At 71.2% G+C, this 9,082-nt stretch carries 4 protein-coding genes; all 4 read left to right on the forward strand.

From position 1 onward, the window contains the following. The first annotated feature begins 13 nt into the window (after nt 1-13). On the forward strand, nt 14-6,604 hold the full coding sequence (locus FGF04_RS37825) for a non-ribosomal peptide synthetase (protein WP_223146448.1): 6,591 nt from the start codon (nt 14-16) through the stop codon (nt 6,602-6,604). 54 nt (nt 6,605-6,658) lie between these two features. Next, complete coding sequence (locus FGF04_RS37830) at nt 6,659-7,339, forward strand: FMN-binding negative transcriptional regulator (protein WP_149515922.1); 681 nt, start codon at nt 6,659-6,661, stop codon at nt 7,337-7,339. Nucleotides 7,340-7,500: 161 nt separating this feature from the next. After that, on the forward strand, nt 7,501-8,817 hold the full coding sequence (locus FGF04_RS37835; RefSeq protein ID WP_149515923.1) for a lysine N(6)-hydroxylase/L-ornithine N(5)-oxygenase family protein: 1,317 nt from the start codon (nt 7,501-7,503) through the stop codon (nt 8,815-8,817). 40 nt (nt 8,818-8,857) lie between these two features. Then, nucleotides 8,858-9,082: MbtH family protein (locus tag FGF04_RS37840; RefSeq protein WP_149515924.1), on the forward strand; the 225-nt coding region annotated here is incomplete at its 3' end.

The raw sequence follows: 9,082 nt of genomic DNA on the forward strand, positions 1-9,082 counted from the left end.
GGTCAACTTCGACGTGTCGGTCTTCGAGGTCTTCACCAGTCTGTGCCACGGCGGCACGGTCGAGGTGGTGCGCGATGTGCTGGTGCTGGGGGAGCGCGAGGAATGGAAGGGGCACATCGTGTCCACCGTTCCGTCCGCGTTCGCCGAACTGCTGGACCAGGCCGTCTCGCACACCGACCTGGACACGGTGGTGTTCGCCGGCGAGGCGCTGCCCGCCTCGCTGGTGGGACGGCTGCGGCAGGCGCGTCCGGACATCCGGATCATCAACGCCTACGGCCAGACCGAGTCCTTCTACGCCACCACCTTCACCGTCCACGGCCGGCAGGCCTGGGAAGGCAGCGGCGGCAGCGCACCCATCGGACGGCCGCTGGGCAACATGCGCACCTACGTCCTGGGTCCGGCGCTCCAGCCCGCCCCGGTCGGGGTGGTGGGCGAGCTCTACGTCGGCGGCGACATCGGCCGCGGCTACCTCGGCCGCCCGGAGCTGACCGCCGAGCGGTTCGTCGCCGACCCCCACGGCGCACCCGGCGCGCGCATGTACCGCACCGGTGACCTGGCCCGCTGGAACGCGCGGGGCGAGCTGGAGTACGTGGGCCGCGGCGACGCCCAGGTCAAGGTCCGCGGGTTCCGCATCGAACCCGGTGAGGTCGAGGCGGCCATGGTCGCCCACCCCGGCGTCGCCCAGGCCGCCGTCGTCGCCCGCGAAGCCCCGGGCACCGGCGCCAAGCAGCTGGTCGGCTACCTCGTACCGGCCGGCGCCGAACGGCCGGAGGGCGCCGAGAGCGTCGGCGCGACGGACTACGACCTGACCGCCGGCGTGTCCTCACGCGACCTGCGGGCCTTCCTCGGCCAGCGCCTGCCGGAATTCATGGTCCCTTCCGCGTTCGTGCTCCTGGAGCGGCTGCCGCTGATGCCCAACGGCAAGCTGGACCACCGCGCCCTGCCCGAGCCGGAGTTCACCGCCGGCACCTACCGCGCCCCGCGCACCCCGCAGGAACAGGCCCTGGCCGCCGTCTACGCCGACGTGCTGGGCCTGGACCGGGTGGGGGTCGACGACGACTTCTTCGCCGTCGGCGGCGACTCCATCCGCTCCATCCAGGTCGTCACCCGCGCCCGCGCCCAGGGACTGGAGGTCACCCCCCGGCAGATCTTCGAGCAGCGCACCGTCGCCGAACTGGCCCTGGTGGCCCGCGCCACCGGCACCTCCGTGGTCCTTGAGGAGTTCGAGGGCGGCGGGGTCGGCAGCGTCCCCCTGCTCCCGATCGTCACGTACATGACCGAACKGGGCGGCGGCTACGACCGCTTCTCCATGTCCCAGGTGGCCGAGCTGCCCGCCGGTATCGACGCCGGCGGTCTGGCGGCGACGCTGGGTGCGGTGCTGGACCGCCACGACATCCTGCGCTCCCGCCTCGTGGTGGACCCGCACGCACCCGGCGCGGGAAGCATCGAGATCGCTCCTGCGGGCTCGGTGGACGCGAGCACGCTGATCGAGCGGATCGTGTGCGACGGCGTATGGGACGAGACCTGGCAGCAGCAGGCGCAGGTCGCCCTGGACGAGGCGACGGGCCGGCTGGACACGGCCGCGGGGGTGGTGGCGCAGTTCGTCTGGTTCGACCCGTCCGATGCGACGGTGGCGGGCCGGCTGGTGATCGTGCTGCATCACCTGGTGGTGGACGGTGTGTCGTGGCGGATCCTGCTGCCCGACCTCGCCGAGGCATGGAAGCAGGTCCGCCGAGGTGAGGTTCCGCGTCTGGCGCCGGTGGGCACCTCGGTGCGCCGCTGGACCCACGCACTGCTGGAGGAGGCCCACACCCCTGCCCGGGTCGCCGAGATGGACCTGTGGCGCCGCACCGTCCAGGGCCCCGACCCCGTCCTGGGATCGCGGCCCCTGGACCCCGCGGTGGACCTGCTCCGCGCCCAGGAACAGTTCACCGTCAGGCTGCCCGTCGACGTCACACAGGCGTTGCTGACGCGGATTCCCGCGGCCTTCCACGGCGGGGTCAACGACGGCCTTTTGGCCGCGCTGGCGCTGGCGGTGGCCCGGTGGCGTCGTGACCGCGGTGTGGTGGAGTCCTCCACGCTGATCAAGCTGGAGGGGCACGGCCGGGAGCAGGACGTGGTGGCGGGTGCGGACCTGTCCAGCACGGTGGGCTGGTTCACCAGCATGTTCCCGGTGCGCCTGGACATTGCCGGCTTCGACCTGGACGAGGCCTTCGCCGGCGGTGCGGCCGCGGGCGGGGTGCTCAAGGCGGTCAAGGAACAACTGCTGGCCGTCCCCGACAAGGGCCTGGGCTACGGGCTGCTGCGCTACCTGAACGAGGACACCTCGGCCGAGCTGGCCGCTCACTCCACCGGGCAGATCGGCTTCAACTACCTGGGCCGCTTCTCGGCCGCCGACATGCCCGAGAACCTCCGCGGCCTGGGCTTCACCCAGATCAGCGACCTGGACCTGGCCGCCGAACTGGACGCCGACATGCCCGTCATGTCGACCCTTGAGATCAACTCGGCGGTCATCGACACCGAGTCGGGCGCCCAGCTCGACGCCGTCGTGGGCTTCCCCGCCGGTGTCCTCACCCGGGCCGAGGTCCAGGAACTGCTCGACCTGTGGTTCGCCGCACTGGAGGCACTGGCCCAGCACACCGCCGACCCCGCCGCCGGCGGCCTCACCCCCTCCGACCTGCCCCTGGTCCGGGTGAACCAGCACGACATCGAGAGCTGGGAGCAGCGCTACCCGGGCCTGAGCGACGTATGGCCGCTGACCCCCCTGCAGTCCGGGCTGCTCTTCCAGTCCCTGCTCAACGACGACGACGCCATCGACGCCTACCAGATGCAGATCGCCTTCCACATCGGCGGAGCCGTGGACCGCGACCGCATGCGGGCGGCCGCCCAGGCGCTGCTCGACCGCTACCCCAACCTGCGCACCGCGTTCGTCGACGACAGCGACGGCCACCAGGTCCAGGTCGTCGTCGACGGCATCGAGGTGCCCTGGCAGGAGATCGACCTCAGCCACCTGCCCGAGGACGAGCGCGAGGCCGCCTTCGAGGAGTTCCTCGCCCAGGACCACCACCGCCACTTCGACCCGCTGAGCCCGCCGCTGATCCGCTTCACCCTGCTCACCCTGGGCCCGGAGAAGTCCGAACTGGTCCTGACCGCCCACCATGTGCTCTTCGACGGATGGTCCTTCCCGATCATCATGACCGACCTGCTGCGCCTGTACGGATCGGCCGGCGACGGCTCGGTCCTGCCCAGGACCCGCGGCTTCCGCGACTTCCTCGTGTGGCTCTCGCGCCAGGACGGCGCCGAGACCGCCCGGGCCTGGGCCCGCGAGCTCGAAGGCGTCGACGAGCCCACCCTGGTCGCCCCCCTCACCGCCCGCCGCGGCGACGACGGGGACGACTCGGCCGCCGGACAGGTCGACGTGGTCCTGCCCATGGACGACGCCCGGCTGCTCAACCGGCGCGCCTCCGAACTGGGCATCACCGTCAACACCCTGCTCCAGGGCGCCTGGGCGGTGCTGGTCGGCGAGCTCACCGGACGCCAGGACGTGCTGTTCGGCGCCACCGTCTCGGGCCGCCCGCCCGCGGTCACCGACGTCGACTCCATGGTCGGCCTGTTCATCAACACCCTGCCCGTGCGGGTGCAGTACACCCCGGCCGACACCTTCGCCGGCCTGCTGCAGGGCCTGCAAAAGCGGCAGGCCGCGCTCCTGGACCACCACCACCACGGCCTGGCGGAGATCCACCGGACCACGGGCCTGAGCACCCTGTTCGACACGCTGGTGGTGTTCGAGTCCTACCCGGTCGACCAGGAGGGCCTGACCGACGCGAACACGGCCGGCGGCATCTCCTTCACCGGCATCCGACCCTTCTCCGGCACCCACTACCCCCTGACCCTGATGGCCGACGCCGACCCCTACCTGCGGCTCGCCCTGCAGTACAAGGAGAGCGTCTTCGACCGCGCGACGGTGCAGTCGCTGGCCGGGAGCCTGCAGCGTGTCCTGCGCCAGCTGGCCCAGGACCCCTCCCGCCGGCTGGGGCACCTGAGGGTGCTGCAGGACGCCGAACGCGAGCGGCTGCTGCACCAGTTCAACCACGCCGACACCCCCTCACCCCAGGTGACGATCCCCGAACTGTTCGCCCAGCAGGTGGCCGCCACCCCCGACGCCGAGGCGGTGGTCTGCGCGGACCTCTCGCTCACCTACCGTCAGCTCGACGCCCGGGCCGCCCGGATCGCCCGCCGGCTCACCGCGCGGGCGGTGGGACCCGAGACGGTGGTGGCCGTGGCGCTGCCCCGCTCGGCCGACCTGGTCGCCGGCCTGCTGGCGGTCCTCAAGTCCGGCGGCGCCTACCTGCCCATCGACCCCAGGTACCCCAGCCACCGGCTGGAGCACATCCTCACCGAGGCCGCACCCGGGCTGGTCCTCACCGACCGCGCCACCGCCGGCGTGCTGCCCGCCACCGACGCCCCGCTGCTCCTCCTCGACGACCTCGACCTCGACGCCGCCGACGACCCGGACGAGAACGCCACCGCCACCGGCAGCGGCACCGGCACCGGGCCGGGGGCCGTGGGCCTGCGGCCCCAGCACCTGGCGTACGTCATGTACACCTCCGGCTCCACCGGCGCCCCCAAGGGCGTCGCCATCACCCACAGCAACGTCGTCAACGGGGTGCTGCGCCTGGCCGCCCGCATCGGGGCGGCCCCGGGCCGGCGGATGCTGGCCGGCACCTCGGTCAACTTCGACGTCTCCGCCTTCGAGATCTTCACCACGCTGTGCACCGGCGGTGTGGTTGAGATGGTGCGCGACGTGCTGGCCCTGAGCGAGCGCCCCGGCTGGGACGGCGACGTCATCAGCACCGTCCCCTCGGTCTTCGCCGAGCTCGTCGACCAGCTCGCCGGCCGCACCGGCGCCGACACGCTGGTGTTCGCGGGCGAGGCCCTGCCGGCCGCGCTGGTGCGCCAGATCCGCGAGAACTTCCCCGGCGTGAAGGTGGTCAACGCCTACGGGCAGAGCGAGTCCTTCTACGCCACCACCTTCACCGTCCCCCCGGATCAGGACTGGGACGGCTCGGGCAGCGCCCCGATCGGCTCCCCCCTGGGACACGTACGCGCCTACGTCCTGGGACCCGGCCTGGAGCCGGTCCAGGTGGGGGTGGTGGGGGAGCTGTACATCGCGGGCGACGTGGGACGCGGCTACCGCGGCCGGGCCGACCTGACCGCCGAGCGGTTCGTCGCGGGCCCCTACGGAGGTGCGGGGGAGCGGATGTACCGCACCGGCGACCTGGCCCGCTGGAACGAGCGGGGCCAGCTGGAGTACGTGGGCCGCGGCGACGCCCAGGTCAAGATCCGCGGATTCCGCATCGAGCCCGGCGAGGTGGAGGCCGCCCTGGTCGCCCACCCCGGCGTCGCGCAGGCCGCCGTCGTCGCCCTGGAGGGCCGCGGAACCGGCAAGCAGCTGGTGGCGTACGTGGTGGGCACTGAGCACGGCGCCCCGGACACCGAGGACCTGCGCGCGTTCGCCACCCGCAAGCTGCCGGCCTACATGGTCCCCGCGGCCTTCATGGTCCTGGAGCGGCTGCCGCTGACCCCCAACGGGAAGCTGGACAGGAAAGCCCTGCCCGCACCCGAGTTCGCCGGGCAGGAGTACCGGGCGCCGCGCACCCCGGCCGAGGAGGCACTGGCGCAGCTGTTCGCCGACATCCTGGGCCTGGACCGGGTCGGGATCGACGACGACTTCTTCGCCCTGGGTGGCCACTCGCTGCTGGCCACCCGGCTCAACAGCCGTATCCGCACCCGGCTGGGCACCGTGCTGCCCATGCGGGCGGTGTTCCAGTCGCCCACCGTCGCCGAGCTCGCCGCCTGCCTGGAAGCCGGCGCCGACCCGGCCGAGGACGCGGACCCCTTCGCCCGGGTGCTGCCCATCAAGCCCGGCGGCGACAAGGAGCCGCTGTGGTGGGTCCACCTGGCCGGCGGACTGGCCTGGCCGTATCTGAATTTCACCGCCGGACTGCCCGCCGACCGCCCCTCCTACGGAATTCAGGCAAGCGGCCTGGACGGCGAGAGCGCCCTTCCCGAAAACCTGGAAACACTGGTGGACGAGTATATCGATCAGATATTCTCCTATCAGAAGAAGGGCCCCTACCATCTCGTCGGCTGGTCCTTCGGAGGAATAGTCGCCCACGCGATCGCCGCGGAACTGCAGAACCGGGGACACGAGGTCGCACTGCTCGCTCTCCTGGATTCCGCACCCAGCGGGCACTTCACCGACGACGCGGACCTCGAACTCACCCAGGTGCGCACCCTGCTGAAGGACCACGCCGGCCACCTCGCCGACGCGGACGAGGAGCGCCTGCTCGAAATCGCCTCCGCCGTCGTCGTCAACAACGTGGACATGCTCAAGCGGTTCGAGCAGCCCGTCTACGAGGGCGACGTCCTCTTCTTCAACGCGACGCTGAACCCCGAGGCGCCGTACACGGACCAGTGGAAGGCGCACGTCACCGGCGCGCTGCGGGTGCACGACGTGCCCGGCACCCACTACGAGATCTGCACGCCGCAGCACGCACCCGCGGTGACCGCGGCCATCGCCGGGGCGCTCGACGCCTCCTGACCCCGCCACCGGCCGGCGCCACCACCGACCCGCACCGAAGGATGTGTTTCGCCCATGTTCGTTCCCGCCCCCTACCGCCAGCCGTCCGCCCCGTGGATGGCGGACATCCTGCGCGGCGGCCCCCTGGCCCTGATGGTCTCCAACGGCCCCCGCGAGGCGGACCCCTACGCCACGCACCTGCCGGTCGTCCAGGACCCGGCGACGGCCCACGAGAGGTGGCCGGCCGACCTCGCCGGCGCCCGGCTGCTGGGCCACATGAACAGGGCCAACCCGCACTGGAAGGCGCTGCGCGACGGCGCCCGGGTCCTGCTGGTCTTCACCGGCCCGCACGCCTACGTCTCGCCCACCGTGTACGGGCAGACCCCCTCCGCGCCGACCTGGGACTTCACCTCCGTCCACGTGCACGGCGTGCTGCACAGGATCGAGCCGCAGGAGGCCGGCGAGCAGACGCTGGAGGTGGTCAGGTCCACGGTGCGGGCCCTGGAGGGCGACTTCGGCGACGGCTGGGACATGTCCGACTCCCAGGACTACTTCCGCAAGATCCTGCCCGCCGTGGGCGGCTTCCGGGTCGAGGTGTCCACGGCGGAGGGCATGTTCAAACTCAGCCAGGAACAGGACCCGCACGTGCGCGAACGCGTCCGCGACTCCTTCGCGCGCTCGGACTCCACCCGGCACCGCGACACCGCCCGGCTGATGGGCAGACTGCCCGCGCCCGGCTGCCCGCACTCGGCCTGAAAAGGCTTTCGCGGTGAGATCACCGGCCTGCGCGAAATTTCCCGGACGCTATAGCGAAAACACCCCGGGAAAAGCCGCTCGCCGTTTCGCGGTGCACCTGTCCGGCCCCTTCGGGTCTTGTGCACCAGCTTTCGAAAACAACTACCGGCGGGAGAATCGCAATGGGTAGCAACAACGAAATCTACGAGGTCGTCGGAATCGGCTTCGGCCCCTCCAACCTCTCACTGGCGGTCGCCCTGGAGGAGCACCGCAGCAACGAGCACGGAAACCCGATGCCGGCGCTGTTCTTCGAGCGCCAGCCCACCCTGGGCTGGCACCGCAACATGCTGCTCCCGTCGGCGAGGATGCAGATCTCCTTCCTGAAGGACCTCGCCACCTTCCGCAACCCGGCCTCCCGGTTCAGCTTCGTCTCCTACGTGCACGCCGTCGGCCGGCTGGCGCAGTTCGTCAACAACAAGGAGTTCTTCCCCACCCGGCAGGAGTTCCACGACTACCTGGAGTGGGCCGAGTCGAGCTTCTCCGACCGGGTCTCGTACAGCTCGGAGGTCGTGTCCGTCAAGCTGCCCCGGGCGCACCGCGGCGCGCCGGCCGACCACGTGGAGGTGCAGGTGCGCGACACCGCGCCGCACGGCACCACCCGCCTGGTCAAGGCCCGCAACATCGTGGTGTCCACCGGCCTGGTGCCCAAGATGCCCTCGGGCATCGACCGCGACGAGCGCATATGGCACAGCTCGGAGTTCCTGGAAAAGTTCCGCAAGCTGGACCAGAGCAAGGTCAAGAGGGTCGCCGTCGTCGGCGCGGGCCAGAGCGCCGCGGAGATAGTGCGCTACGTCTACGACGAGCTCCCGGGCGCCAAAGTTTCCGCGATCATGCCGTCCTACGGCTACTCGATCGCGGACGACACCCCCTTCGCCAACCGCATCTTCGACGCCGACGCCGTGGACGACTACTACCACGGCAGCGCGCGCTCCAAGGACGCCTTCTGGCGCTACCACAAGAACACCAACTACGGGGTGGTCGACGACGAGGTGATCAGGGACCTGCACCAGCGCGCCTACGACGACGAGGTGCGCGGCACCCCCCGCCTGGAGTTCCTCAACCTCTCCCGGGTCGACAGCGTGAAGCAGACCGGGGAGGACGTGCGGCTCACCATGCACTCGGTACGTGACGACGAGGCCTACCAGGTCGACGTGGACGTGCTGATCTGCGCCACCGGCTACGACTCGATGGAGCCCACCGAGCTGCTGGGCGAGCTGGAGGGCCACTGCCTGCGCGACGAGGAGGGCCGCTTCCGCGTCGAGCGCGACTACCGGCTGACCACCACCGCGGACGTCTCCTGCGGGGTCTACCTCCAGGGCGGCACCGAGCACACCCACGGACTGTCGTCCTCGCTCCTGTCGAACATCGCCATCAGGAGCGGGGAGATCGCCGACTCGATCGCCGAGAGGAGGAGCTCGCGGCAGTACAGCGCGGCGTGAACACACGCCGCAGAACTTCCGAAGGAATCTGGAGTTGCCCATGAGCACCAACCCGTTCGACGACACCGACGGCCGGTTCTACGTCCTGGTCAACGACGAGGAGCAGTACTCCCTCTGGCCCACGTTCACCGACGTCCCCGCCGGCTGGCGCGTCGCGTATGGAGAGGAGGGCCGCAGCCAGTGCCTGGGCTACATAGACCAGCACTGGACCGACATGCGGCCCAAGAGCCTGCGGGAGGCCATGGACCGGGACACCGCCCCCGTC

Origin of the sequence: Streptomyces apricus (assembly GCF_008369065.1) — a bacterium.
Lineage (GTDB): Bacteria > Actinomycetota > Actinomycetes > Streptomycetales > Streptomycetaceae > Streptomyces > Streptomyces apricus.